Raw genomic sequence first — 22,154 nt, 5'->3', positions numbered from 1 at the left:
ACGATGTGCGGCAAGTGACTTAGCGACGGCGCGGACGAGCAACAGGGAAAATCTCCCCCGCTCCAACCTCGTGCATGAAGCGCCGCTGGTCTTCACACCAGCGCTGGTCACCGGTAATTTCAACCTCGGCAATACGCCGCTTGATTTCCGCTGGCATCATATCTTCTAGGCGAGCGCTTCCAATGCGCTCCGCAGCCTTGATGTAGACGCCCGCGTATGTCCTGGCGCGGCCAGCGTCCGTGGGGATGAGGGGCGGGCAAACCCGAGCTATAGCCTCAAGCCTGGATGCGGCGCGGATGGTTTGCTCCAACTCATCGTCCGCAGCCTGCGCCCCACCGGCGGCGACGACGAGAGCGAGGGCGGCGAGGGCTGTGCGCATCCCGGCAGGATAGCCGCCGGGATGGTGGTGTCGAGAGCGTCAGTTCGCGTTGGCCCGCGCGTCGGTCTCAGAGTCCGCGGGCTTCCCGTATTTTTGCTCGAAGGCGTGGCGCGACCAGCGCAGCCAACCCCAACCCACGCCAGCCAGAATGACGGAGACGATCGTGACTTCTAGCAGCATGGCCTCAATCCTCCCTCTGAAGCTCGGTGTGGATGATGAAGTGCGAGAATGCATGTAGGGCCACGCCGAGGCCAACCCAACCCCAGTGTGACTCCCGAATGAGAAGCACGGCATCCTTTAGAAGCGGTTGAACGAATCCGATGCTGACAAGGCCGATGCCTAGCCCACTGAGCCCCGACGAGATCAGCTTGACGCTCTCATTGCGCCGGCGGGCGGCCAATTTGCGTTCAGCCGCGCTAGGGCGCCGAGGCGGCCCGCTGCCGCCACCGGTTCTTGGCGGTTCAGCCGCTGGGTCTGGAGGGCGATATTGTGCCCTGGCTTCAGCGATGTCGACGAGATTGGACTTAGGCTCACCGTCGGCGTCGGGGCGCCTATAGGTTCCGGACGCCATTATTTGTTTCGCTTGTAAATGGCGTAGTTCGCAAAGATCAGATGATCGACGTTATCTCCAAACACATGGCTATTGAGGCACATGTAGAATAATTCTTTTTCCGTTTGGGCGACACCGACTCCATAACTGAGCACGTTGCTTCCGGCGACCCATGGCCGGGTAATGTGCACTTCCATTGGGACGACGTCAGTATTGGTCTTCCAGTCGCCATTGTCGGTAACGGTCATATCAACTGATATTCTAAGAAAAAAAGAATATTCGCTGCCGTCGAACGGGAAAATCTGCGCTCTTTCGCCCTTATTTAGCAACACAGATCCTGTGCTGATGAATTCATGGACCCCGATAATAGCCTTCATAGATGGCATCAATCTGCCCCCTGAGATTTTTCTTGCTGGCACGCAAAACCCTGAATGGCGAGCCATTTTGTGAGGGCGTAGCGAATGGCCTCTGGCCTTGAGGGTTTGGGATCAGGCTGCTCCGCGATCCATGCGTCGAGCGGTGCGATCTGTGTCGGCATCAGCCGCACCAGAACGGGCGTGGCGTCCGTCGCCGGGCGTCCGCGCTTCTTTTTTCCAATATCATCTATTGACGCCATGCATTAGATGATATTACAAAATGCGGGCCGGAACAAGGTTGCAGCCTCGTTCCGGCCCTGACCACCAACCGCATCTGGAGATGCTGTTCATGGATACCCGTCATTCTACAGCACCGGCACGCGCCGGTGAACGCTCTAGCTCGCCTTCGGCCCTCTACAACCGCACCAAGCCGGCGTTCGAGAGCGATGAGGCCGCCCCCGGTACCGTCGAGGCCTGGGAGGCTGTCGCGCCGATCCGGCCGGACACCGCCCACGTCCGGGCCCCGCGCTTCCTCGACTTGGCCGGCGAGCTCGCCACCGCGGCTGTCATCATCGCCGGGGGCGTGTTCGCCTACGGCTACCTGCCTGTCGCGTGAGGGAGGCCACCATGAGGAAGCCGAACACCGCCAAGGCCGCGCCGGAAGCCCAGAGCCTCCGCCAGCGCGCTGCGCAGGCCCGTGACGCAGCTGGCCGGTTTAACAGGCGCCTCGCGCCCGCCGAGGCGCCGTCCGCTGAGCCGGATCCCGCCCTCGCCGTCACGACCGTGTTCCGGGCCAGCTGGGACGCGCTGGGCAAGGTGCTGGACGCCGAGGTGCCGGACGACTTGTCGGCAGCGCTCTCGGACGCCCATGACACAGCCTATCGCGAGCTGCAGACTGTGCGGCCGACGACGCCCGCAGGCTTTCGAGCCCTCGCGGAATGTTGGGCCATAGCGCTCAACGGCGAGCGCGGCGACGAGCCGGGTATGACGGTCGGCGACCACGCCGCGGACTCTCTGATCGCCGGGGCGGGCGTGTGCGTGCCGGTCGAGGTCGTCGACTGGTACGACCCGCCGCCCGGCTTCATGGCCTCGCCCGCGATCGAGCCGGTCGGCTTCGCCCGAATCCCGGACGCAATCTCGCTCGAACTGGAGCGCCTGCGCGGCATCGCCATGGCCGAGTTCAATCGACGCGTCGGGCCCGAGACCTCCGCCGGCGACATCGCACGCATCAGCCTTGAGCTGCGGCTCGACGTGCTGGCGAACGCTGCGCACCTTGACGACAGCATCCCTGGTCAGGTCGACGTGGCCAGCGCCAGCCTGCTCGAATTGCGGGCGATCCGAGAGAAGATGGCCCTCCTATCGGATGTCGCCTACGGCTTGGCCTCTCAGGACTGCTGCAAGGCAGGCAGCGGCGACCCCCGCGTCAGTTCCTACAATGCTGCTGGCTCGTTGATGCACTGGCTGGCCGACGAGTTCACGACCGTCGAGGATCGGGCCGGCGCCGAGCTGCAGCGCCGAAAGCCCACGGACTTCTGGGACCGCAGGACACGCCTCGCGAACGTGGCCGAGCGCGTCATCCTGAACGGCGACGACGCTGAGACCGCCTCTCTTATCCAGGACCTCACGGCCTTCGCGGCCGAGCAAGCCGAGCACTGACCATGGCCAACGTCATTCCCTTCCGGCCTCGGCGAAAGGCCGTTGCCGTGCCCGACACCCGCGCTCGCATCGAGGGCGCCCTGGCCTTGGCCCTCGACGCCGTCGACCACCTCGTCGCCGCCCTGGACGAGATCGACGGGGACCCGGACCTAGAGGACAGCGGTGATGCCGAGCCGAGCCTGGGCGCGCCTGATGGTCATGCCTCTCAGATCGTGTGGCTGCGCGGAGGAAGCCGTGATCTTGAAGGATGATCGGGGCATCCACGCCCGCCCTTCGGTTGGGGGACGAACGTTGGGGCGGGCGTGGCGGTCGAGAGGAGGCTCGACGGTCCGACTGAATGCAATATTCATGCATCCACGCCCGCCGCGACAGCTGAGGGGCATATCTGCGGACGGACGTGGACGGCCAACGAGACGGTCGAGAACTCGCCGGCAAGTTGAGCGCTAACCCAAGCCACCTTGCCAAAATATGACCGCGCGGACGCCCGATGCGGGCGGTCAGAGCACCGGAACAGACAGCGTCCATCCGCTACCGCTTTTGCTACCAAACTCGGTAGCACAGGCCAGGACGGAACGGGATGAGAACGAGGTTAGGACCCAGAAATGCCTAGGCGTAGCAGGACATTAGGGGATCGGCTGGGAGGTGGCGGGATGGCCGAAATCGCATTTCGAGTGCGGTGCATTCAACCGCTCTGCCACCTCTCCGCAAGGTGCCTCGATGAGACGGGCGGTGCGTAGCACGCGCGGCCCGGCTTCACAAGCGAGACGTCGCGCGCCGGCACCGGGTCAGACCACCACGGTGATCGCCTGCGCGGCGCGGGTCAGGCCTGTGTAGAGCCAGCGCGCCCGGTGCTCGCGGAACGCGTAGGATTCGTCGAACAGCGTCACCCGATCCCACTGCGACCCCTGAGCCTTGTGCACCGTCAGCGCGTAGCCGTAGGTGAACTCGTCCGTCTCGCGCCGCAGGAACAGCGGGATCTCCTCGTCCGTGCCGGAGATCATCGCGCGCAGCACCTTGATGTCGGTGGGCTTCCGGCGGAGCGCCGGGTCGTCCTCCGGTACGACGTCGAGGCGGATCAGGTCCGGACGCGGCGGCGCGCGCAGGGCCTGCACGGTCCAGGTCGAGCCGTTGAGCAGGCCCTTCACCCGGTCATTGCGCAGGCAGACCAGCTTCTCGCCGATCGCCGGCATCGGGTCCGTGTGGCCGGCGAGTTCCCGGAGCCGGGCGTTGTAGAGGCGGCGGGTCTTGTTGAGGCCGACCAGCACCTGGTCGCACTCGAGCACCTCGGCCGGATCCAGGGCACGGCGCGACACGATCCGGCTCTGCCCGTAGCTGCCGAGCTCCAGCCGGCCGCCCTCGCGCACCGTCATGGCCATGCGGACGATCGGGTCGTCCTTGGCCTGCCGGTGCACCTCGGTGAGCATCACGTCGGGCTCCGCCTCGGTGAAGAAGCCGCCGCCGCGCACCGGCGGCAGCTGCGCCGGGTCGCCGAGCACCAGCACCGGGCGCTCGAAGGACAGGAGATCGTTGCCGAGGTCGGAGTCGACCATCGAGCACTCGTCGATGATGATCAGGTCCGCCTTGGCGGCCGGGCCCGAGCGGTTCAGCGTGAAGGTGGGCCCGCCCTCCTCCGCCTCCTTGGTGCGGTAGATCAGCGAGTGGATCGTGGCGGCGTCGTAGCAGCCCTTCTGGCGCATCACCGAGGCCGCCTTGCCGGTGAAGGCCCCGTAGACCACCGTGCCGTCGACATCCTCGGCGATGCGGCGGGCGAGCGTCGTCTTGCCGGTGCCGGCATAGCCGAACAGCCGGAACACCTGCGATCCCCCGTCCCGCCGCCACGCGGCGATCGCCTTCAGCGCCGCGTCCTGCTGCGGCGCGTAGGCGGCCGGCAGACCCGCACTCACGGCCAGCGCACGGTCGGCGGCATCGAGGAGAGGATGGAGGCGACGTTGCCGCCCGTCTTCAGGCCGAAGATCGTGCCCCGGTCGTAGAGCAGGTTGAACTCCACATAGCGACCCCGCCGCACCTGCTGTTCGTGGCGGTCCGCCTCGGTCCAGGGCGTGCCGAGATTGTCGCGCACGATCTTCGGGTAGGCCTCCAGGAAGGCCCGGCCCACGTCGCGGGTGTAGGCGAGGTCGGCCTGGGGCGTCCCGCTCCAGAGGTAATCGTAGAAGATCCCGCCGATGCCGCGCGGCTCGTTCCGGTGCTTCAGGTGGAAATACTCGTCGCACCACGCCTTGTAGCGGGCGTGATCGATGCCGTGCGCCGTGCAGGCCCGCTCCAGGCAGGCGTGGAAGTGGCGGCTGTCCGGATCGTCCTGCGTGCGGCGCCGGTCGAGCACCGGCGTCAGGTCGGCACCGCCCCCGAACCACGCCCGCGTCGTCGCGACGAAACGGGTGTTCATGTGCACCGTCGGCGCGTGCGGGTTCCACGGATGGGCGATCAGCGAGATGCCGGTCGCGAAGAAGCGCGGATCCTCGGAGGCACCGGGCATCTGGGCGCGGAATTCCGGCGCGAACTCGCCGTGCACCGTCGAGATATGCACGCCGGCCTTCTCGAAGACGCGGCCCCGCAGCATCGCCATGACGCCGCCGCCGCCCGGCCGGCCGGTATGGTCGGTCCGGTTCCACGGCGTCTTGTCGAACGTCCCAGGGCCCTCGGGCGCGTCGGGGTGGAACGGGCCCGCCGCCTCCGCCTCGAGGGTCTCCAAGGCGGCGACAATCCGGTCGCGCAGCGTCTCGAACCACGCCGCGGCCTCGGACTTCATGGCCGTCACGTCGGCCTCGGAGGGAGGCGCAGCCAGGGCTGCGCGCGCGTCGTCCGGCATCGTCATGACACAGGCTTTTCCACCCTGCCGGGCGCACGTCAATGCGGTCGCGGCCCCGCACGAGCGCGCAGGGCTCCCGCGCCGGCATCCCGGCCGGCATCCCGGCCGGCATCCCGGTCGGCGTCCCGGTCGGCGTCCCGGTCGGCGTCCCGGTCGGCGTCCCGGTCGGTGACGACCGCCCTACGCGGGCGCCGGCCGCTCGCCGACGGGCTTGAGCAGCCCCGTGGCGGCCGCCACCAGCTCCCCGGCCTCGTCCCGGATCTCGGCCTCGCAGAAGATCACCGAGCGCCCGGCCCGGGTGACCCGTCCCTCGGCGATCAGGACGCCGCGGCCGGGCGCCAGGAAGCGGGTCTGCATGTCGAGGGTCACCACGGGGCGCCCCGCCCGCAGCCGCGCCGCCGTGCCGAGGGCGACGTCGAGCAGCGTGCAGAGCGCGCCGCCGTGGGCGATGCCGAGGTTGTTGGCGTGCTCCGGCCGCAGGGGCAGGCGCAGCCGCGTCCGGCCCGCGCGGACGTCGAGCGCCTCGATCCCGCAGTAATCCACGAACGGGATGGTGGCGCCGAAGACGGTGCCCGGTTCCGATTGCTGGTCCGCTTGCTGGTCCGCTTGCTGGTCCACGTCGATCGCCCCGGCTCCTGCCCCGCCCGGATGCTTATCGCCCGGCCGCGCCCGAGGCCATGACCGGACCGCCGCAGATCACGTGACAGTCCGGCCGAAACGTTCGTCCCGCCCCGACCGGCTCACGGGACGTCGCGGCGGGCCGCCGCGTGAAGTTCTGCGCCTCTCATCAGACCGGAGACGGATCTTCGCAGAGGAAGCCGGCAGCGAGATCGCGGCAGTAGGCATAATCGGCGCCCGTCCGCGTAGCCGGTCTCATCCAACCTCGGCTCCGGGGTGTCGGTTTGCTCGACCGTCGATTTCAGCTCGACCCGCGGTTTGAATAATATGCGTGTTCATGGCGGGGGCATTGTGTAGGGAAATGCTCGACGACGACTTGATTTTGCTGCACAGACGTTAGAACCGTCTCACCACGGTCGGATAGAGGGAATCATCGATGGACGACAACGCCACTGAGCAGCAGCAGACCTTTATCGAGCAGGCGTCCGACATCGTCTCGGCGTATGTCTCGAACAATTCCGTGCCGATCAGCGAATTGCCCGGTCTGCTCGCCGGCGTTCACGCCGCACTGACGAAGCTGTCCGCCCCGACGGCGGCCGTCACCGAGACGGCCGACAAGCCGACGCCGGCCCAGATCCGCAAGTCGGTGACGCCGGACGCGCTGATCTCGTTCATCGACGGCAAGCCGTACAAGACGCTGAAGCGGCACCTGTCGCGCAACGGCCTGACGATCGAGCAGTATCGCGAGCGCTTCGGGCTGCCGCGCGACTATCCGTCGACGGCCGCGAGCTACTCGGCCCAGCGCTCGGAACTCGCCCGCAGCCTCGGCCTCGGCCAGCAGCGCCGCAAGTCCGCCGCCCCGGCGCCGGCCCCCGAGCCCGTCGCGGAGGTGGCCGAGAAGCCGAAGCGCGCCAGCCGCCCCCGCAAGGCCAAAGAGACGGCCTGAGACCACCCGAGACCGGCCTGAGCCCGGCACCCGCCCGGGCTCGTGGATACCGGCCGGCGCGCGGCTCGCGCGCCGGTCCGTCACGCGAAGTCGGCGAGGTCGTCGGCCACGTCGCCCGCGGCGATCTCCGTCTCGGCCTTGTGCCGCTCGCCCGCCTCGGCCTCCGCCTCTGTCATCCGGGGCCGCGGAACCGGCCGCTCGGACGCCGGCACGGTCTCCGGCCGCGCCTGGCCGGCCTCCCCCTCGGAAGATCGATCCGTCACCCGCCCCGCCATGCTGCGCGCTCCCCGACCCGCCGATCGGAGGGCAAAGCGCGTTCGGCCCTCCGCGTTCCACCCAGGGCGGTCGCGCCCGTTCGATCGGGCCGCCCGGAGGAGAAATCCGGGATGTCGGCGTTGTCGGAGCGGACGCGCCCGACGCGCCGCCGGCATCAGGGACCGAACGCACGATGACCGACACACAGACCCGGGCGGAGACGCGCCGCGACGTGCTCGCGGCCTCGCTCCTCGGAAGCCTGCCGCTCCTCCTGGCACAGGCCGGGCGGGCGAGCCCGCTCAATCCCGAGCAGACGATCATCCGCGCGCCCGAGGACCTGCCCTGGATCCCGTCGAAGGACTATCCCGAGCGCAGCGTCGACCGGTGCGCGCTCACCGGCGACACCGAGGGCACCGGCCTTTACTACACCCTGATCCGCTGGTGGCCGGGCTACATGAGCGCCCCCCACACCTACACGTCGGACCGGTTCTGCATGGTCCTGTCGGGCACGTGGTGGTGCAACAGCGGCGCGGATTTCGACCCGGCTGCCTGCGTGCCGGTGAAGGCCGGCAGCTTCGTGCGCCGGGTCGCGGGCACGCCGCATTACGACGGTGTCGTGCGCGACGGGGCCGAGCCCGCGGTGATCGCCATCTGCGGGATGGCGCCGGTCAACTACCGGCTCGTCGACCCGGCGCGGCCGGGCTGGCGCCGCGTCTGAGGATGGCGGATCGCGGCGCGCCGCGCTGAGAGGCGCCGAGAGGCTGTGCGATGCGTTGAACGGCCGGACATGCCGATCGGGAGCGGGATTTGGGCAATCGCTACGGGCTGGAGATCCGCGCCGCCGCGGGGGCCGACGCCGCGGGTCTCGCGGCCCTGCTGGGCGAGGCGGGGGTCACGGTCGGCGCCGCGGACCTCGCGGCCCGGCTCGAGGCCCTGCAGCGAGACGGCGGCATCGCCCTCGTCGCCGTGGAATGGGGACCGCCGAGCGGCCTAATCGCCGTCGCCCCCGTGCGGACCCTCGACGCGCCGCGGCCCTTCGGCCTGATCACCGGCCTCGCGGTCGCCGCCGAGTCCCGCCGCCGGGGCATCGGCCGGGTCCTGCTGAAGGCGGCCGGCCGGGCGGCGCGGCAGGCAGGCTGCGACCGGCTGCTCCTGGCCGCGGGGCCGGACCAGGAGGCCCTGCGCGCCTTCTGCGCCGCCGCCGGCTTCGCCGACGAAGGGACCATGCTCGCGCGGCCGCTGCTGAAGCGGGGCGCCGGAGACGGCTGAGATCCGCGACATCCTGGCCGAAGCCGACACGGCTCACCGGGCGTTGACCTCGGAGAGTGGAGCCCCCGATGACGCTGCGATCCGAGACCCCGCCGCCGCCCGCAAACCTGCCCGCCGATCCGCCGCCGGATTCCGAGGCGCCGACCGCCGCGCAGCTCAAGGGCGACATCGACAGCGGCCGCACCGCCGACAAGACCCCGCACATGGATATCGGCGCGGCCCCGCTCGGGACCTGCGAGGAGGCGGGCGGGACGCCGCCGACGCCCCGGGAGGTCCGGATCGCCCGGCAGAACGAGCGGGCGCCCTCGGAGCGGGCGGCCAAGGGTTACCCGCACCAGCGGCAGCCCTGGGTCCTGCCGCTCTACGCCGGCTTCATCGTCGCGGCCGCCGTGGGGCTCGGCCTCGTGCTCTGGCTGACGCGCTGACGGTCGGGCCGGGGCGGAACCGGGCCGGTGCCATCCTGGCGCAGGACGGCACGGTCGCGGCGGAGGCGGTTTAAAGGTCGATTCACGTCGATGCGGTTAGCGTGACCTTACTGCAGTCTTGCGTAACCGATCCTCCATGCCCCCATCCGTCGATGCTCCGCCGGACCTGTCCGGGCTCCTCGAACTGTCACGCATCGAGAATCTCGATCTCAAGCCGGTGATCCTCCGGGTTCAGACGGACCTGTTCGTCCGGGCCGCGGCCCGGGACCGGACCGAGATCGAAATCTTCGAATCCCTGGCCTGCGGCCTGATCCCGACGGTGGACGAGGAGACGGCCCGGGTCGTGGCCCGCAAGCTGGCCCCCTGCCCCGAGACGCCGCCCGCGGTGCTGGAGGCGCTCGCCCTGCGCGGCGGCGGCGCCCGCGACGCGGTGGTGGAGTTGGCCCCGACCCTGAGCCACCGCCTGATCGAGGCGGCCCTGGCCGAGGGGTCCGACATCGCCGCCCGCATCGCCGCCCGAGCCGGGCTCAGCCGGGAGGCGGTGGACGAACTGTCCCGCGAGGGCCGCCCCGAGATCGACCGCGCGCTCGCGGCCAATCTCGGCCACACCCTGCGGGGCGCGGCCCTGTCGCGGCTCGTGGATCGCGGCCGCGGCGCCCCCGACCTCGCCCGGCTGCTGCTGGTCCGGCCCGACGTGTCGGCCGCCGACCTCGTGCCCCTGTACCTGCACGCCGACCCGATGCGCCGCACGGTCATCGGCCGGGCCGTGGAGGCGACCGCCGCCCTGCGGCCCTGCCCGCCGCCGCCCCGCGGCCTCGGCGAGACCCTGACCGGCCTGTCCGCCGCCCGCGACGTGCCGGCCTTCATGGCGGCGCTGGCCGACGGCCTCGGCCTGCCCCGCGATTTCCTGACCGTGGTCGCCGACGCGAGCGCCCGCTACGACCTGCTGACTCTCGGCCTGCGGGCCGCCGGCCTGCACGAGGAGGAGGCGGTCTACATCTTCCTGACCCTCAACCAGGGGGTGGCACGCTCGGCCGAGCGCGTGGCCGACCTCGTCCGGCTGTTCCGCACCGTGAGCCGCCCGGCCTCCCGGGACCTGATCGCCGCGATCCTCGACCGGCCGCTCGCCGAGCGCGGGCGGAGCGAGGCCCACCAGCCGGCGCACGGCCCGGAGGCCAAGCTGCGCCAGGGCGCGGAGCGCGTCGCCGCGCAGCGCCCGCCCCTGCCGGCGCGGGCCCGGACAGCGAGCGGCGGCGAGCCGGCCTGACCGGCCGGCCGTCAGCGCGGGCCGGCCTGCGGATCGCTCCTCGGATCAGCCTGCGGATCGGTGCCCCGCCAAGCGGGCGCCCGATCGGTCTCCTGCAGGGTGTCGTTCGAGGGCGGCGCCTCCGCGGCGCGGCGGCTCAGCTCCGCCATCAGTCCGCGGGCCAGCACGGCGCGCACCGCCCGGTCCCGGGTCTCGGGGGTGACCGCCTCGAGCGCGGCCGGCACGACCGCCTGGGCGCTCGGGACCGCCCCGGCGAGCTTCCGGGCCTCCGCGGCCGGATCCGCCCCGGTGCGAAGCATGGCGAAGTAGGAGAGCACGCCGATCACCAGCGCGGCGCGCAGCAGGACGGTCATGGGACGGTTCCTCCGCTCGAGATCGCGCGAAGCATTCGACGGATTTCGTGAACCGGGCCTCTACCGACCCGAGCTTTCCCGCACGATGGTGAATGAAGCTTGTTCGCGATCGGCTGGTTACCTCGCGGAAAGCATCCCGATCATTCGGACAAATCCCGCAACACTCGTTTAAGCCGGCTCTGCGACCGTCCGGTAGTCGTTCGAAGTCGAACCGGAGGCGCGACGGATGCGGGAACGCAGCCAGCGCGACGCGTGCCAACCTTGACCATCAAGACTGTCCTGACGTCTCTGATCGACGACCGGCTCGCGGGCCTCGTCCACGAATCCGTGGCCGACAATCCGGCCGCCCGCGCGCGCCACCAGCGCTTCCTGGTGTCGCGGCTGGCGACCGGCGCCGTGATGATGGCCGGGCTGCCGCCCTACCTGCTCTGGCGCGGGGTGCCGTCGGGCTTCGAGGTCCTGGCGATCGCGAGCCTGCTGCTGCCGGTCTTCGCCGCCGTCCTCCTCACCCGCACCGGGTCCCTCTGGGTCGCCCACGCGGTTTCGTCGGCGGGCCTGACCGGCCTCGTCGTCGCCCTGGCGGGCGTCACCGGCGGCGTCACCTCGCCCGCCGCGGTCTGGCTCGTGGCGATCCCCCTGGAGGCGCTGGTCTCCGGATCGCTCCGCGCGACGATCGCGGCCGCCGCGATGGCGGTCCTCGGCGTGCTGACCGTGGTGGCCCTCGGCGCCTGGGCCGGCTCCCTGCCGGTCATGGACATCTCGGCCGCGATCGCCCTGCCGGCCTTCGCGATCACGGCGATCGGCCACGTCGCCGCCCAGGCCCTCGAGCACATGCGCAACGAGGGCGTCTGGCGCGAGCGGCTGCGCGACAACGAGGCCCGCGACCGGCTGCTGCTCTCGGCGATCGACGACCTCGTGACCTGGCACGACCGGAACGGCCGCGTGCTGGAGGCCTCGGTCTCGGCCGTGCGGCTCCTGGGCAGCGACCCGGCCCGGCTGCGCGGCCACGGCCTGCTGGAGCGCGTCCACGTCGCCGACCGCCCGGCCTTCCTCAAGGCGGTGAGCGACGTCGCCGCGACCGGGCGGCCCGCGACCCTGCCCCTGCGCCTGCACGTTGAGCCCGAGACCGGCCGCGCCGACGGCGCGAGCCTGATCTACGCCGAGATGCGCGCGCACCGGATCGAGCACGGCTCGCACGACGCCGCCATGGCGGTCGTGGCGGTCACCCGCGACATGACCGAGCATCACCGGCATGCCGTGGAGCTGGAGCGCGCCCGCGCCGAGGCCGAGCGGGCCGACGCGATCAAGGGCCGGTTCCTGGCCAACGTCACCCACGAACTGCGCACGCCGCTCAACGCGATCATCGGCTTCTCGGAAGTCCTGGCGGGCGAAGGCGCCGTCAGCCTCGGCCCGGTTCAGGCGCGGGAATATGCCGGCATCATCGGCGCCTCCGGCCACCACCTGCTCGGCGTCGTCAACACGCTGCTCGACATGAGCCGGATCCAGAGCGGCAACTTCGACTGCGCCCCCGAGGCCTTCGACATCGCGGACCTGCTCCGGGGCTGCTGCGACCTGATGCGCCTGAAGGCCGACGCCGCCGGCGTCGTCCTCACCGCCGCCCCGTCGGGGCCGGTGGAGATCACGGCCGATCCCGCCGCCTGCCGGCAGGTCCTGATCAACCTCATCTCGAACGCCGTGAAGTTCACCCCGTCGGGCGGCCGCATCGATCTGTCCCTGCGGCGCGGTCCGGGCAGCCTGGACATCGTCGTGGCCGATACCGGCGTCGGCATCGGCGCGGACGACCTGCCCAAGCTCGGCACCCCGTTCTTCCAGGCCGGGAGCGGCGGCTACAAGCGCCAGCACGAGGGCACCGGCCTCGGCCTGTCGGTGGTCCAGGGCCTCGTCGGCCTCCACGGCGGCTCCCTGCTGATCGAGAGCGCCCCGCAGGCCGGAACCGTGGTGACCGTCACCCTGCCCCTCGTCTGCCAGGCCCCCGTGGCCGTCCACGGCCCGGCCCCGATCCGGACGGCCGTGCGGGGCGCCCCGGCGCCGCGCCGCGTGGTGCGCCTGCCGCTCGGCCTGTTCGACGCGGAGCCGGGCCCCGGCGCGGCCCCGGCCGACCCGGTCCTGCGCCGCACCGGCTGACCCGAAGATCCCCGGAAGGAGACATGATGTCAGGCTACCGCGAGATCACCGTACCGGGCGAAGCCGGCCGCGCCCGCCGGGCCGCGCCGGGCCGCGCCGCGGTCCAGGGCGACTGGCGCGCCGTGCTCGTCGGCGCGCTGAAGGCGACGGGCGCCACCTGCCGGACCAGTCCGGGCACCGTCCTCGGCAGCCTCGTCGCCCTGGGCGCCGCCGGCTTCGTCTGCGTCAACGCCCTCGGCTACCAGACCGGGCGCCACCCGGCGCCGATCCTGCCGAAGCTCGCCCAGAAGGCGCCCGCCCCCCGCGAGGCGGCGCCGGTCGCCAGGGAGGCCGTCCGGGACACTGCCCGGGAGCCGGCCCGGGAGCCGGTGCGCGTCGTCGAGGCCGACCGCGTCGCCGCGCCGGCCGCCGCCAAGCCGGCGGCCCGGGACGCGATCGGCGACCTGATCCGGTCCGAGGAGACCACCGCCTCGGTCACCCCGAAGGCGTCGCCCGTCCGGCCGGCCGCCAAGCCGGCCGCGAAGGAGACGGACGCCAAGGCGGCGAAGTCCGAGAAGGACGGCGATCCGGTGCTGCGCGCCCAGAAGGCGCTGTCGAAGCTCGGCTACGCGGTGAAGCCCGACGGCGCGATGGGCCCCGGCACCCGCGCGGCGATCGAGAAGTTCGAGCGCGGCGCCAAGCTGCCGGTAACCGGAGAGGCGACGGGCCGGACCCTGCGCGAACTGGTGGCGCGAGCGGGCCACGGCTAGCGAGACCGAGGGGCACCCGCTCCGCCGAAGCGGCGCGAGTGCCGGTCGTCGTGAGAGCGCGCCCCTCAGTACTGCGTACCGGTGAACCGGCAGATCGTCTTGCAGCGCGGGCCGCCGTTGGCCTGCCAGGACTTCGCGTGGCCGATCGATCCGGTCATGTCCTGCGTGGGATTACCGCCGGGCCGATGCGCGACGATGTTGCAGGCATCGCTCGGGGTCCGCTGGTAGCGCGGGCAGGAGGCGGAGTCGCGGTGGCCCAGTAGATCCACGAGCGTCTCCGGACGGGCGTGGGCCGACGGCACAACAAAGCACAGGCAGGCGACGATCAGCGTCGCGAGCGAGGTCATTCTCCGCATCGGATTGCTCCTCAAATCATCGTGGCATGCGAATTCGGGCGCCCTTTGCTCAGTTAAGCAGCAGAAAATACTATAGATGTGCGCTGACGCACATCGTTCAATTCTTTTTTAATCCCGAAATATACTGGATTTTTCGACGGATTATCCGCCGCGCTGAGCCGTTCATTCTAGACGTGCGGCGTCGCGCATCCGCGCTTGCCCGTGCCGGCGCTTTCGCGCATGGCGGAGGCCGCGCCGCTCCGAAACGGCCGGGCTTCAGGGGCCGACCGCCGCGCCGGATCGCCCGCCCGCGGCGCGGGCCGCGCGATCCACAGGGCTACAGACGCATGCGCCTGCGCTCCGATTTCTGGGTTTCGGCCCATCTGCGGCGTCTGGACGTCGCGGGCATCCCGGCGGTGCTGCGCCGGCGCGGGTCCGCGGAGGCGGGCGCGATCTTCGTGAAGGTCGATCGGCTCGACGGCAGCGCCGAGCTCTACGGACCGGCGCCGCAGGCCCTGTTCGAGGCCGAGGAGAGCGGTGACCGCCGCTTCGCCGCGATCGTCACCGGCGGCAGCCCGCTCGACGTGGAGGAGCGCCTGACCAAGGAGATCCGGTTCGATTCCGATCTCTGGATCCTCGAGATCGACGACCGCCAGGGGCGGCACTTCCTGGATCTGGCGGAGTAAGGAAGGCGCGCCGACCGTCTTTGCGAGCGCGAGCGAAGCGATCCAGGAGCGCCACGCCGACCGACGGCGCGCCGCCCTGGGTCACTTCGCTCCGCTCGTGATGACGGAGTGCACAGCGCGACGCCGCGCGGCGCCGCGCCCGATGACGTGCCCGTCAGCCCTCGATGATGCGCTCGTCGAGCTTGCGGTCGACGGTCTCGACGGTGCGGTCGATCTCGGCGTTCGGCTCGCCGAGCTGGTGCGAGATCAGCTTCACCAGCAGGTCGACCCGCTCGATGTAGGGCGCGCCGTTCGCCACGGCCCGCGCCGCCGAGGACGGCTTCAGCAGGCTCTCGGCGGCCTTGGCGTACTTCTCGAACGGCACCTGGTCGGCCGGGTCGGCGCCGAGCTTCCGGGCGATGCCGTCGACGTGGTCGTAGATCGCCCGCGAGCGCGCCAGATCGCCGTGGACGGCGTCGTGGATCGATTGCGGCTCGCCCGGGGTGATGCACCGGTAATTGCCGGTCAGCAGCATCGACCACTTGGCGAGCGGCACGAACAGCGAGTCGAACACCTTGAGCTTCACCGGCACGTCGTGCCCGTCGAGGCGCACGGCGTCGATGTCGGCCTCGAGCTCGCGGAGCAGCCGGTTGTGGGCCTCGTCCGCGAAGGTCGCGGCCTTGAAGTTCGTGGGCAGGCCGACGTGGAGGACGTTCGCCTCCTCCTCAGGCGGCCGGAAGGCCTGCGGGTCGGGGGAGCAGAGCGACACCAGACCCGGCTCGAATCGGTCCCACACGCCGGCATTGGTGTAGGCATCCTCGAGGTCCATGGCGGCGAGCGCCGGGATCCGCTTGAGGTAGGGCAGCGGCGGCATGTTCATGATCGACAGGCACGGCAGCTTCGCCGCCGCGATCTTGATCATGAGGACGCGGATCGTGTGGTTGTTGTACTGCGGCTCCTGCATGGCGAGGCCGACGAGGTCGTAGCGCGACACGTCGACGTCTTCCGGCGGCATCGCGTCGACCTTGCCGGGCAGGTCGCGCGAGTGGATCGCGCGGTGCTCCTTCTCGTCGCGCAGCTTGATGCGGACCTCGGTCCCCTCGCGGTTGATCAGGTCCGCGGTCTTGCGCCGGCACACCAGGGTCACGTTGTGACCGGCCATCAGGAGCTTGGTTCCCAGGAGCGAGCCGTAGGAGGCCCCCAGGATCAGGATGTTCTTGGCCACGTCGTTCCTCCCCAGCATTGAGACTTGCTGTGTGTTGTCTGGCTGCTGGGAACAGCGCGTCCACGCCACGCCCCGAGCGCACTTGCGATGGATGGCAGCCGGGCGAGAGGAAGGCAAGCCTTCTGGTATACCTAATCCCAAACCCTCTGTGAGGCCCCGGCGGTGACAGGCGGGGCAATCCCTATCCTCGCCGGCCGAGATCTCCACAAGGTCGAGCCTCGGGACCTCGCGCGGGGCCGTCTCGGGACCGCGGGCGACGAGCGCCCTGCCCCTGCCCTACCCCCACAGCTCCGGCGCGGGCGGGTGCATCAGGCTGCCCTCGTAGCGCAGCGGCGGGTCGCGGTCGCGGGCCAGCAGAAGCGGCCCGTCGAGGTCGACGAACTCCGCGTCGTTGGCGAGCAGGGCCGCCGGCGCCATACCCAGCGAGGTGCCGAGCATGCAGCCGACCATGATCGAGAGCCCCCGGGCCCGCGCCTCGCGGGCGAGGAGCACCGCCTCGGTCAGGCCGCCGGTCTTGTCGAGCTTGATGTTGATCGCGTCGTAGCGCCCGGCCAGCGCGTCGAGGCCGGCGCGGTCGTGGAGACTCTCGTCGGCGCAGACCGGCACCGGGTGGGGGATCTCGGCCAGCAGGGCGTCGGCGTCGGCCGGCAGCGGCTGCTCGATCAGCGCGACGCCCGCCTTCAGGCAGGCCTCGAGGTTGGCCTCGACGTTCTCGGGCCGCCACGCCTCGTTGGCGTCGACGATCAGCCGGGATTCCGGCGCGCCGGCCCGCACCGCGGCGATGCGCTCCGGATCGCCGTCCCCGCCGAGCTTGACCTTCAGCAGCGGCCGGTACGCCGCCTTGCGGGCCGCCTCGCCCATGCTCTCCGGCGTGCCGAGGCTCAGCGTGTAGGCGGTGATCGCCGGCCGGGGCTCGGCGAGACCCGCGATCTCCCAGGCGGGACGGCCCTGGCGCTTCGCCTCGAGGTCGAACAGCGCGCAGTCGAGGGCGTTGCGCGCGGCGCCCGCCTTCATGCGGGTCGTGAGCGCGTCCCGCCCGATCCCGGCCGCGATCGCCTCCGCCTGACCCGCGATCAGGGCGCTGACGCTCTCGACGCTCTCGCCGTAGCGCGGATAGGGCACGCACTCGCCGCGCCCGACCGTGTCGCCGTCCGCGATCGTCGCCACCACGACGGCGATCTCGGTGCGGCTGCCGCGCGAGATGGTGAAGGCGCCGGCGATGGGAAAGCGCTCGACGGCGAGGGTCAGGCGGCGGGACATGTCAGACGGTCTCCGGTTGAAGCCTGCGATCGATGCCACCCGTCATCACGAGCGCAGCGAAGTGACCCAGGGCAGCGCGGCCGGTCGGCGTGGCGCTGCTGGATCGCTTCGCCCCGCTCGCAAGGACGGCGTCAGAGCCCGCAGATGAGAGCGGCATCAGATCGCCGGGAAGTCGGCGACGATCCGGTCGACCAGCCCGTCGACGCCGAAGCGCACCGGGTCGGTGGCGGGCAGGCCGTGCTCGGTCCCGAGCTTGTCCAGGAGCGCCCGGGCCTCGCCCTCGGCGAGCGCCTGGGTGTTCACCGCGATGCCCACCGGCTTGATCGCCGGGTTGGTCAGGCTGCCGAGCTGCACGGTCAGGTCGATCACCTGCCGGATAGTCGGCAGGGGGTGCTTCACGCCGCGCATGTTGGTGCGGGTCGGCTCGTGGCAGACCACGAAGGCGTCGGCCTGCGCGCCGTGCAGCAGGCCGAGGCTCACGCCCGCGAAGGACGGGTGGTAGAGCGAACCCTGGCCCTCGATCAGGTCCCAGTGGTTCGGGGCGGCCTCGGGCGAGATCGTCTCGACGGCGCCGGAGATGAAGTCGGCCACGACGGCGTCGATGGCGACGCCCCGGCCGGAGATGAACACGCCGGTCTGGCCTGTGGCGCGGAAATCGGCGTCGAGGCCGCGCTCGCGCATGCCGCGCTCCAGGGCCAGCACGGTGTACTTCTTGCCAACCGAGCAGTCGGTGCCGACGGTGAGCAGGCGCCGCCCCGTCCGCTTCGTGCCCTTGCCGGTGGGGAAGCGCTCGTCGGTGTGGCGGACGTCGTGGAGCTGGCGGCCGCGGCGGGCGGCGGCCTCCGCGATAGCCGGGACCGTCCCGAGCTTGACGTGCAGGCCGCTCGCCACGTCGAGGCCGGCCTCGATCGCCGCCACGATCTCCTTGACCCAGTGGTCCGGCAGCACGCCGCCGGCGTTGACGACGCCGATCACCAGAGTCCGGCAGCCCTTCGCCAGGGCCTCGGGCAGGGTCATGTCGGGGATGCCGAGATCGGCGGCGCAGCCGGGCAGTCGCATCTGGCCGACGCACCATTCGGGGCGCCAGTCCTTGATCCCGTAGGCGGTCTTGGCCGCCAGCGTGTCGGGCACGTCGCCCAGGAACATCAGGTAGGGCGTGGCGATCTGCATCGGTCGAGCAACCTTCTCCGGGAGGCCGGCGGACCGTCTATGCGGGATCGCGGGCGGCGTGCGCAATGCATGGGGCTGGCCAAGGCGGTCGATGCGGCCGCCCCACGGAGCATACCGGCTCTGCACGCCGTCATCGCGAGCGCAGCGAAGCGACCCAGGGCAGCGCGACGTCGGGAAGCGTGGCGCCGACTGGATTGCTTCGCTCCGCTCGCAAAGACGGTTCGTCGCCTCAGATCGGCGGAGCGCCGAAGCCCCGTTCAGGCAGCGCGTCGTCGCGCCACCCCCGCCTCGTCGGCCACCGCGCCCACCGGCGCCGGCACGCCGGTCGCCCGGACCAACCCCTCGGAGCCCGCCAGCGCGCCCGCGCGCAGCTCGAGACCGAGGAAGCGCGCGCGCTCGAACGGCCCCGGCAGGGTCAGGCCGTCCACGAGCGCCCGGTCGAATCCGAAGCGGGCGTAGTAGGGCGCGTCGCCGACCAGCAGCACGGCGCCGTGGCCGAGGGATTCCGCCCGGCCGAGGGCCGCCTGCATCATCACCGAGCCGAGCCCCTGCCCCTGGATCGCCGGATCGACGGCGAGCGGGCCGAGCAGCAGCGCCGGGCGGGCGAGCCCGGCCTCGACGTGCCACAGCCGCAGGGTGCCGACGAGGCGCCCCGCCCGGGTCGCCGCAAAGGCGAGGCCGCGGGCCGGCAGGCGGCCCTCGCGCAGGCGCTCCGAGGTCTTGGCGCGTCGGTTGCCGGGAAAGCACGCGTCGAGCAGGCGCTCGCGCGCCGGGACGTCGTGGAGATGCTCCGCGCGGATCTCGATCATGGCTGTGCCCTCCCCGGGCCGGCAAGCGGGAGAAGCGGTGGATTCCGACGGGCGGCCGAAGCCCTCCGTCGATGCGGCGGTGGATGTCCGGGTCCGGCCAGGTCGCCCGCGCCGTCATCACGAGCGGAGCGAAGTGACCCAGGGCTGCGCGACCTCAATCGGCACGGCGCCACTGGACTGCTACGCTCCGCTCGCAGAGACGGCGACGTCTCCGCGGCCTCGACCGGAACCCGTCTCGATCCTAAGAAGAATCAGATGACGATCTGCTGAAGGGGCGGGAAGCCGTTGAAGGCCACCGCCGCGTAGGTGGTGGTGTAGGCGCCCGCGCCCTCGATCAGCACCTTGTCGCCGATCGAGAGCGAGACCGGCAGCGGGTAGAGCTGCCGCTCGTAGAGCACGTCCACCGAGTCGCAGGTCGGGCCGGCGATCACGCACGGCTCGGTCGCGTCCCCGTCCCGCGCGGTGCGGATCGGGTAGCGGATCGCCTCGTCCATGGTCTCGGCGAGACCGCCGAACTTGCCGATGTCGAGGTAGACCCACCGGACCTCGTCGGCCTCGGCGGACTTCTTCGACACGAGCACGACCTCGGCCTCGATCAGGCCGGCATTGCCGACCATGCCGCGGCCCGGCTCGATGATCGTCTCGGGGATCTGGTTGCCGAAATGCTTGGTCAGACCCCGGAAGATCGCCTCGCCGTAGCTCTCCACGCCCGGCACCGCCTTGAGGTACTTGGTCGGGAAGCCGCCGCCGAGATTGACCATCGACAGGCCGATGCCGCGCTCCGCGCACTCGCGGAAGATCGCCGCCGCGGAGCCGAGCGCACCGTCCCAGGCCTCGGTGTTGCCCTGCTGCGAGCCGACATGGAACGAGATGCCGTAGGCCTCAAGCCCCTGGCGATGGGCGTGCTCCAGCACGTCCGCGGCCATCTCGGGCACGCAGCCGAACTTGCGCGAGAGCGGCCAGTCGGCGCCCGCGCCGTCGCACAGGATGCGGCAGAACACCCGGATCTCGCCGGCCGGCACGTCGACGGCCTCGGCGGCCCGGACGATCTTCTCGACCTCGGCCTGGCAGTCCACCGCGAACAGGCGGATGCCGAGCTTCAGGGCGCGGCCGATGCAGCGCTCCTTCTTGATGGTGTTGCCGAAGGAGATCCGGTCGGCGGTGGCGCCGGCGGCCAGCACCATCTCCATCTCGGCGACGGAGGCGGTGTCGAAGCACGAGCCCATCTCGGCGAGCAGGCGCAGCACCTCGGGGGCCGGGTTCGCCTTCACGGCGTAGAACACGCGGGTGTCCGGCAGGGACCGCGCGAACGCGGTGTAGTTGTCGCGCACGACGTCGAGATCGAGGACCATCACGGGGCCCTCGTCCTGACCGAGGTCGCGGCGCACGCGCAGGAAGTCACGGATGCGGTCGGTCATGGTCGTCTCCCGGCACGGGTTCGCGAGCGCCCTTCGCGGGGCGCGCTGTCGAAGATGACGGCCCGAAGGGACCGCCGGCGTCAGGGGGCGATGCGTCGCGCGGACCCACGCGCTTTGGAGACGCGTGCGTCAGTGCGGGCGCAGAGCACCCGGAAGCTGCCGTGGATTGGAAGGGAGGACCCCCACCGCACGCCGGGCAAAGAGAAACAAGCCTCTTCGGTGCCGGCCTTTGGAGGGCCGACGAGACCAAAAAAGCCCGTTCGTCGTTGCTTTAAGCTGCGTCCCCCGTGGAGAGCGGGGTTCGCCGGTTTCGCCTCCGGCTGCCGGTTGTTGTCGGGGTCCGGTGTCGCCACCTGGATGCCGGCCGTAGGGATCCACCCTTGCGACCATCGATCCTTTAAGACCCCTGGCGGCTGTCCGGCAGTTGACCGGATGCCCACCAACCGACACGCGGCCACAGGCACGTGCGAAATTGGGCACGGCGCATATACGGAGACGGGCCCCGCGCGACAAGGGGAAACCGCCCCGGAGCGCCGGCTTTTCTGCCCGGAATCCACACCCCGCGCGGTCCGTTGCAAAAACGCCGCATCCCGCCGGCGCGCCGCGGGCCGTGCGGGCTTCCCAAGCGGGGCGGAAGCGGGCATCTCACCGGAGGGGGCAGAGTACTCAGGCGAGCGAGCGATGGCCGGGCCGAACAGATCCAGCGCGACGGCGAAGGCGTGAGCGCCCCCCTGTGAGCGCCCCCCTGCGCAACCCGGTCGGCGACGGGCTCCCCGAGCCGACGATCCGCATCGCCACGCTCGCCGATCTCGACGCCCTGGTCGCCCTGGAGCACGCCGCCTTCGCCACGGACCGGGCCGAGCGCCGGGCGATCCGCCACGCGATCCGCTCGCCCACCATGGACGTGCTGGCGGCCCTGATCGACCCGCCGGACCGGGATCCCGTTCCGGTGCTCGTCGGCGCCGCGGTGCTGGAGCGGCGGCGCGGCAGCCGGATCGCCCGACTGGCCTCGATCGCGGTGGCGCCGAACCGCGGCGGCCTCGGCCTCGGCGGCCGGCTCCTCGATGCCGCGGAGGCCCGCGCCCGCGCCGAGGGCTGCGACCGGCTGCGGCTGGAGGTGCGCGCCGACAACGGCGCCGGCATCCGCCTCTACGAGCGCCGGGGCTACACCCGCTTCGCCGTGCGGCCGGACTATTACGAGGACGGGATGGAGGCGTGGCGCTACGAGCGCGCGCTGTAGGCGACGCGCAGGGACGCCGCCGGCCCGCGGGCTGCCCGCGGGTCGGCAGGGATCGCGCCGCCATCCCGGTCCGATCGGACCGGTCCGTCCTCGCGGCCCGCCCTGAACGGCTTCGCCGGACCCGCGCGGCAAGTGCCGGCAGGCCGGCCGCGTTCGGCCCCGGGGCTCTTCGCCGTCGCGGCCGCGAGATGCCAGATCCGCCGATCCGAGAGCGTGAGCAGCCCCGCAGCGCCCTCA

Annotated in this window: 25 protein-coding genes; 12 read left to right on the top strand and 13 right to left on the bottom strand. The window is 71.3% G+C overall.

From position 1 onward, the window contains the following. Positions 1 to 418: 418 nt before the first annotated feature. The gene (locus LOK46_RS25635) at positions 419 to 559 is read right to left on the bottom strand and encodes a hypothetical protein (protein ID WP_273561164.1); all 141 of its coding nucleotides are present in this window, start codon (positions 557 to 559) and stop codon (positions 419 to 421) included. Between the two features lie 390 nt (positions 560 to 949). Beyond that, positions 950 to 1,306 (bottom strand): hypothetical protein, encoded by a 357-nt coding sequence (locus LOK46_RS25630; RefSeq protein WP_273561163.1) that lies wholly within the window; start codon positions 1,304 to 1,306, stop codon positions 950 to 952. Between the two features lie 328 nt (positions 1,307 to 1,634). Between LOK46_RS25630 and LOK46_RS25625 the strand changes: the two genes are divergently transcribed. From LOK46_RS25625 to LOK46_RS25615, 3 genes are read left to right on the top strand one after another with little or no spacing between them, the layout of a single operon-like run. After that, positions 1,635 to 1,901 (top strand): hypothetical protein, encoded by a 267-nt coding sequence (locus tag LOK46_RS25625; RefSeq protein ID WP_273561162.1) that lies wholly within the window; start codon positions 1,635 to 1,637, stop codon positions 1,899 to 1,901. An 11-nt stretch (positions 1,902 to 1,912) separates the two neighbouring features. Continuing rightward, positions 1,913 to 2,941: a hypothetical protein gene (locus LOK46_RS25620; protein ID WP_273561161.1), complete on the top strand. Its 1,029-nt coding sequence runs from the start codon at positions 1,913 to 1,915 to the stop codon at positions 2,939 to 2,941. Positions 2,942 to 2,943: 2 nt separating this feature from the next. After that, positions 2,944 to 3,192: a hypothetical protein gene (locus LOK46_RS25615; RefSeq protein ID WP_273561160.1), complete on the top strand. Its 249-nt coding sequence runs from the start codon at positions 2,944 to 2,946 to the stop codon at positions 3,190 to 3,192. A 534-nt stretch (positions 3,193 to 3,726) separates the two neighbouring features. Here the strand turns inward: LOK46_RS25615 and LOK46_RS25610 are convergent. The 3 genes from LOK46_RS25610 to LOK46_RS25600 form a co-directional block, all read right to left on the bottom strand. After that, positions 3,727 to 4,845 (bottom strand): ATP-dependent DNA helicase, encoded by a 1,119-nt coding sequence (locus LOK46_RS25610; protein WP_012321591.1) that lies wholly within the window; start codon positions 4,843 to 4,845, stop codon positions 3,727 to 3,729. Beyond that, positions 4,842 to 5,774, bottom strand: a complete 933-nt coding sequence (gene hemF / locus LOK46_RS25605; RefSeq protein ID WP_273561159.1) for an oxygen-dependent coproporphyrinogen oxidase — start codon at positions 5,772 to 5,774, stop codon at positions 4,842 to 4,844. The genes LOK46_RS25610 and hemF overlap by 4 nt, the downstream gene beginning before the upstream one ends. Positions 5,775 to 5,948: 174 nt before the next feature. Continuing rightward, positions 5,949 to 6,386: a PaaI family thioesterase gene (locus LOK46_RS25600; RefSeq protein ID WP_273561158.1), complete on the bottom strand. Its 438-nt coding sequence runs from the start codon at positions 6,384 to 6,386 to the stop codon at positions 5,949 to 5,951. Between the two features lie 436 nt (positions 6,387 to 6,822). Between LOK46_RS25600 and LOK46_RS25595 the strand changes: the two genes are divergently transcribed. Continuing rightward, on the top strand, positions 6,823 to 7,332 hold the full coding sequence (locus tag LOK46_RS25595; RefSeq protein ID WP_273561157.1) for a MucR family transcriptional regulator: 510 nt from the start codon (positions 6,823 to 6,825) through the stop codon (positions 7,330 to 7,332). Positions 7,333 to 7,412: 80 nt separating this feature from the next. On the opposite strand, the gene LOK46_RS25590 is transcribed toward LOK46_RS25595, so the two are convergent. Continuing rightward, the gene (locus tag LOK46_RS25590; RefSeq protein ID WP_273561156.1) at positions 7,413 to 7,607 is read right to left on the bottom strand and encodes a hypothetical protein; all 195 of its coding nucleotides are present in this window, start codon (positions 7,605 to 7,607) and stop codon (positions 7,413 to 7,415) included. A gap of 173 nt (positions 7,608 to 7,780) precedes the next feature. On the opposite strand from LOK46_RS25590, the gene LOK46_RS25585 reads away from it, so the two are divergent. From LOK46_RS25585 to LOK46_RS25570, 4 genes are all read left to right on the top strand, one after another. Beyond that, on the top strand, positions 7,781 to 8,305 hold the full coding sequence (locus tag LOK46_RS25585) for a hypothetical protein (protein ID WP_273561155.1): 525 nt from the start codon (positions 7,781 to 7,783) through the stop codon (positions 8,303 to 8,305). An 89-nt stretch (positions 8,306 to 8,394) separates the two neighbouring features. Further along, positions 8,395 to 8,856: a GNAT family N-acetyltransferase gene (locus LOK46_RS25580; RefSeq protein ID WP_273561154.1), complete on the top strand. Its 462-nt coding sequence runs from the start codon at positions 8,395 to 8,397 to the stop codon at positions 8,854 to 8,856. Positions 8,857 to 8,924: 68 nt separating this feature from the next. Then, positions 8,925 to 9,281 (top strand): hypothetical protein, encoded by a 357-nt coding sequence (locus LOK46_RS25575; protein WP_273561153.1) that lies wholly within the window; start codon positions 8,925 to 8,927, stop codon positions 9,279 to 9,281. 136 nt (positions 9,282 to 9,417) lie between these two features. Further along, a complete protein-coding gene (locus LOK46_RS25570) occupies positions 9,418 to 10,548 on the top strand; it encodes a DUF2336 domain-containing protein (RefSeq protein WP_273561152.1) in 1,131 nt (376 codons plus the stop codon). A gap of 11 nt (positions 10,549 to 10,559) precedes the next feature. On the opposite strand, the gene LOK46_RS25565 is transcribed toward LOK46_RS25570, so the two are convergent. Further along, positions 10,560 to 10,901 carry a hypothetical protein gene (locus tag LOK46_RS25565; protein ID WP_273561151.1) on the bottom strand — a complete coding sequence of 114 codons (342 nt, stop codon included), beginning with the start codon at positions 10,899 to 10,901 and terminating at the stop codon, positions 10,560 to 10,562. Positions 10,902 to 11,153: 252 nt separating this feature from the next. Here LOK46_RS25565 and LOK46_RS25560 point away from each other — a divergent pair, with 252 nt between their 5' ends. Together LOK46_RS25560 and LOK46_RS25555 are read left to right on the top strand one after the other, a co-directional pair. Then, complete coding sequence (locus LOK46_RS25560; protein ID WP_273561150.1) at positions 11,154 to 13,046, top strand: sensor histidine kinase; 1,893 nt, start codon at positions 11,154 to 11,156, stop codon at positions 13,044 to 13,046. 26 nt (positions 13,047 to 13,072) lie between these two features. After that, on the top strand, positions 13,073 to 13,795 hold the full coding sequence (locus LOK46_RS25555) for a peptidoglycan-binding domain-containing protein (RefSeq protein ID WP_273564692.1): 723 nt from the start codon (positions 13,073 to 13,075) through the stop codon (positions 13,793 to 13,795). A gap of 65 nt (positions 13,796 to 13,860) precedes the next feature. Here the strand turns inward: LOK46_RS25555 and LOK46_RS25550 are convergent, their stop codons facing one another. After that, positions 13,861 to 14,151: a hypothetical protein gene (locus tag LOK46_RS25550; protein ID WP_273561149.1), complete on the bottom strand. Its 291-nt coding sequence runs from the start codon at positions 14,149 to 14,151 to the stop codon at positions 13,861 to 13,863. A gap of 326 nt (positions 14,152 to 14,477) precedes the next feature. Between LOK46_RS25550 and LOK46_RS25545 the strand changes: the two genes are divergently transcribed. Next, positions 14,478 to 14,816 carry a DUF1491 family protein gene (locus tag LOK46_RS25545; RefSeq protein WP_273561148.1) on the top strand — a complete coding sequence of 113 codons (339 nt, stop codon included), beginning with the start codon at positions 14,478 to 14,480 and terminating at the stop codon, positions 14,814 to 14,816. A gap of 154 nt (positions 14,817 to 14,970) precedes the next feature. Here the strand turns inward: LOK46_RS25545 and LOK46_RS25540 are convergent, their stop codons facing one another. The 5 genes from LOK46_RS25540 to LOK46_RS25520 form a co-directional block, all read right to left on the bottom strand. Next, positions 14,971 to 16,020, bottom strand: coding sequence for a ketopantoate reductase family protein (locus LOK46_RS25540; protein WP_026604621.1), 1,050 nt, complete (start codon positions 16,018 to 16,020; stop codon positions 14,971 to 14,973). Positions 16,021 to 16,296: 276 nt separating this feature from the next. After that, positions 16,297 to 17,280 carry an N-acetyl-D-Glu racemase DgcA gene (gene dgcA / locus LOK46_RS25535; protein WP_273561147.1) on the bottom strand — a complete coding sequence of 328 codons (984 nt, stop codon included), beginning with the start codon at positions 17,278 to 17,280 and terminating at the stop codon, positions 16,297 to 16,299. 156 nt (positions 17,281 to 17,436) lie between these two features. Beyond that, on the bottom strand, positions 17,437 to 18,450 hold the full coding sequence (dgcN, locus tag LOK46_RS25530; protein WP_273561146.1) for an N-acetyltransferase DgcN: 1,014 nt from the start codon (positions 18,448 to 18,450) through the stop codon (positions 17,437 to 17,439). Between the two features lie 257 nt (positions 18,451 to 18,707). Then, positions 18,708 to 19,259, bottom strand: a complete 552-nt coding sequence (locus LOK46_RS25525) for a GNAT family N-acetyltransferase (protein WP_273561145.1) — start codon at positions 19,257 to 19,259, stop codon at positions 18,708 to 18,710. 251 nt (positions 19,260 to 19,510) lie between these two features. Beyond that, the gene (locus tag LOK46_RS25520) at positions 19,511 to 20,677 is read right to left on the bottom strand and encodes a type III PLP-dependent enzyme (protein ID WP_273561144.1); all 1,167 of its coding nucleotides are present in this window, start codon (positions 20,675 to 20,677) and stop codon (positions 19,511 to 19,513) included. A gap of 733 nt (positions 20,678 to 21,410) precedes the next feature. Here LOK46_RS25520 and LOK46_RS25515 point away from each other — a divergent pair. After that, the gene (locus LOK46_RS25515; protein WP_273561143.1) at positions 21,411 to 21,917 is read left to right on the top strand and encodes a GNAT family N-acetyltransferase; all 507 of its coding nucleotides are present in this window, start codon (positions 21,411 to 21,413) and stop codon (positions 21,915 to 21,917) included. Positions 21,918 to 22,154: the final 237 nt, after the last annotated feature.

The organism is Methylobacterium sp. NMS14P, assembly GCF_028583545.1.
Classification (GTDB): Bacteria; Pseudomonadota; Alphaproteobacteria; order Rhizobiales; family Beijerinckiaceae; genus Methylobacterium.
This window is presented reverse-complemented; position numbering and strand designations above follow the sequence as displayed.

Bases quoted from the DNA above. Each gene is read 5' to 3' on its own strand.
- LOK46_RS25615 (WP_273561160.1), top strand. From the start codon at position 2,944: ATGGCCAACGTCATTCCCTTCCGGCCTCGGCGAAAGGCCGTTGCCGTG.
- LOK46_RS25550 (WP_273561149.1), bottom strand. From the start codon at position 14,151: ATGCGGAGAATGACCTCGCTCGCGACGCTGATCGTCGCCTGCCTGTGC.
- LOK46_RS25620 (WP_273561161.1), top strand. From the start codon at position 1,913: ATGAGGAAGCCGAACACCGCCAAGGCCGCGCCGGAAGCCCAGAGCCTC.
- LOK46_RS25545 (WP_273561148.1), top strand. From the start codon at position 14,478: ATGCGCCTGCGCTCCGATTTCTGGGTTTCGGCCCATCTGCGGCGTCTG.
- LOK46_RS25555 (WP_273564692.1), top strand. From the start codon at position 13,073: ATGTCAGGCTACCGCGAGATCACCGTACCGGGCGAAGCCGGCCGCGCC.
- LOK46_RS25525 (WP_273561145.1), bottom strand. From the start codon at position 19,259: ATGATCGAGATCCGCGCGGAGCATCTCCACGACGTCCCGGCGCGCGAG.
- dgcA (WP_273561147.1), bottom strand. From the start codon at position 17,280: ATGTCCCGCCGCCTGACCCTCGCCGTCGAGCGCTTTCCCATCGCCGGC.
- LOK46_RS25575 (WP_273561153.1), top strand. From the start codon at position 8,925: ATGACGCTGCGATCCGAGACCCCGCCGCCGCCCGCAAACCTGCCCGCC.
- LOK46_RS25590 (WP_273561156.1), bottom strand. From the start codon at position 7,607: ATGGCGGGGCGGGTGACGGATCGATCTTCCGAGGGGGAGGCCGGCCAG.
- dgcN (WP_273561146.1), bottom strand. From the start codon at position 18,450: ATGCAGATCGCCACGCCCTACCTGATGTTCCTGGGCGACGTGCCCGAC.
- LOK46_RS25625 (WP_273561162.1), top strand. From the start codon at position 1,635: ATGGATACCCGTCATTCTACAGCACCGGCACGCGCCGGTGAACGCTCT.
- LOK46_RS25570 (WP_273561152.1), top strand. From the start codon at position 9,418: ATGCCCCCATCCGTCGATGCTCCGCCGGACCTGTCCGGGCTCCTCGAA.
- LOK46_RS25585 (WP_273561155.1), top strand. From the start codon at position 7,781: ATGACCGACACACAGACCCGGGCGGAGACGCGCCGCGACGTGCTCGCG.
- hemF (WP_273561159.1), bottom strand. From the start codon at position 5,774: ATGACGATGCCGGACGACGCGCGCGCAGCCCTGGCTGCGCCTCCCTCC.
- LOK46_RS25595 (WP_273561157.1), top strand. From the start codon at position 6,823: ATGGACGACAACGCCACTGAGCAGCAGCAGACCTTTATCGAGCAGGCG.
- LOK46_RS25630 (WP_273561163.1), bottom strand. From the start codon at position 1,306: ATGAAGGCTATTATCGGGGTCCATGAATTCATCAGCACAGGATCTGTG.
- LOK46_RS25635 (WP_273561164.1), bottom strand. From the start codon at position 559: ATGCTGCTAGAAGTCACGATCGTCTCCGTCATTCTGGCTGGCGTGGGT.
- LOK46_RS25565 (WP_273561151.1), bottom strand. From the start codon at position 10,901: ATGACCGTCCTGCTGCGCGCCGCGCTGGTGATCGGCGTGCTCTCCTAC.
- LOK46_RS25520 (WP_273561144.1), bottom strand. From the start codon at position 20,677: ATGACCGACCGCATCCGTGACTTCCTGCGCGTGCGCCGCGACCTCGGT.